This is a genomic window from Paenalicyclobacillus cellulosilyticus, assembly GCF_014647315.1.
In the GTDB taxonomy this organism is placed as follows: Bacteria; Bacillota; Bacilli; order Alicyclobacillales; family Alicyclobacillaceae; genus Alicyclobacillus_J; species Alicyclobacillus_J cellulosilyticus.
On record NZ_BMOY01000151.1, the window covers coordinates 1 to 587 of the forward strand.

Below are 587 nucleotides of genomic sequence, written 5' to 3' on the forward strand. Positions count from 1 at the left end.
TTTTCTTGACCCACCGTTTGCTCAAAATTATCTACCCCTGATTCAAGCCATTGAAGAGAACAATGTGCTTGTTTGTTCAGGCTATTTGTATATTGAATCCCCTAAAGAATTAGCACTGGATCCGATTTACTGGGAGAAACTCAAATTAAAGCGAAACGGCCAAGTTTTCTACGGACTTTATCAGCGACGCTAAACGAACGTTATCCCGTAAAGAAGCGAAGCTTTTTGTACGGGATCCATTCAAAATAAGCCAGTTTGATGATCCGTTTAAATCCTGTACTGGATTGCTTCACTTCGTTCGCAATGACGACGGTATTTTTTTCATGCATGGACTCAAGCTATAGGTAATGCTTGACAAGGGGTCAGGCCCCTGTTTCAATCATTACTAATCTAATTTTAAAAAATATTTAAGATGAACTATCGGATTGTCATCATTTTTTTGACAACATTGCTGCTTGCTAGCTGCCATAGTCGCGTTATGTTAAAAAAACCCCCCTTTAATGAACCGAGCGATGATGCAACGATTAAACTCGCTGAAGCCGCTAATTCGGTCAGTCGGTCCATGCTTGAGATGGCAAGAGTTGAGA

Annotated in this window: 1 protein-coding gene; it reads left to right on the forward strand. The window is 40.5% G+C overall.

Going from position 1 to position 587, the window contains the following annotated elements:
- Window positions 1-193 (forward strand): RsmD family RNA methyltransferase (locus tag IEX97_RS13300; protein ID WP_188883556.1); only part of this gene is annotated, 193 nt, incomplete at its 5' end.
- Between the last annotated feature and the right edge of the window lie 394 nt (window positions 194-587).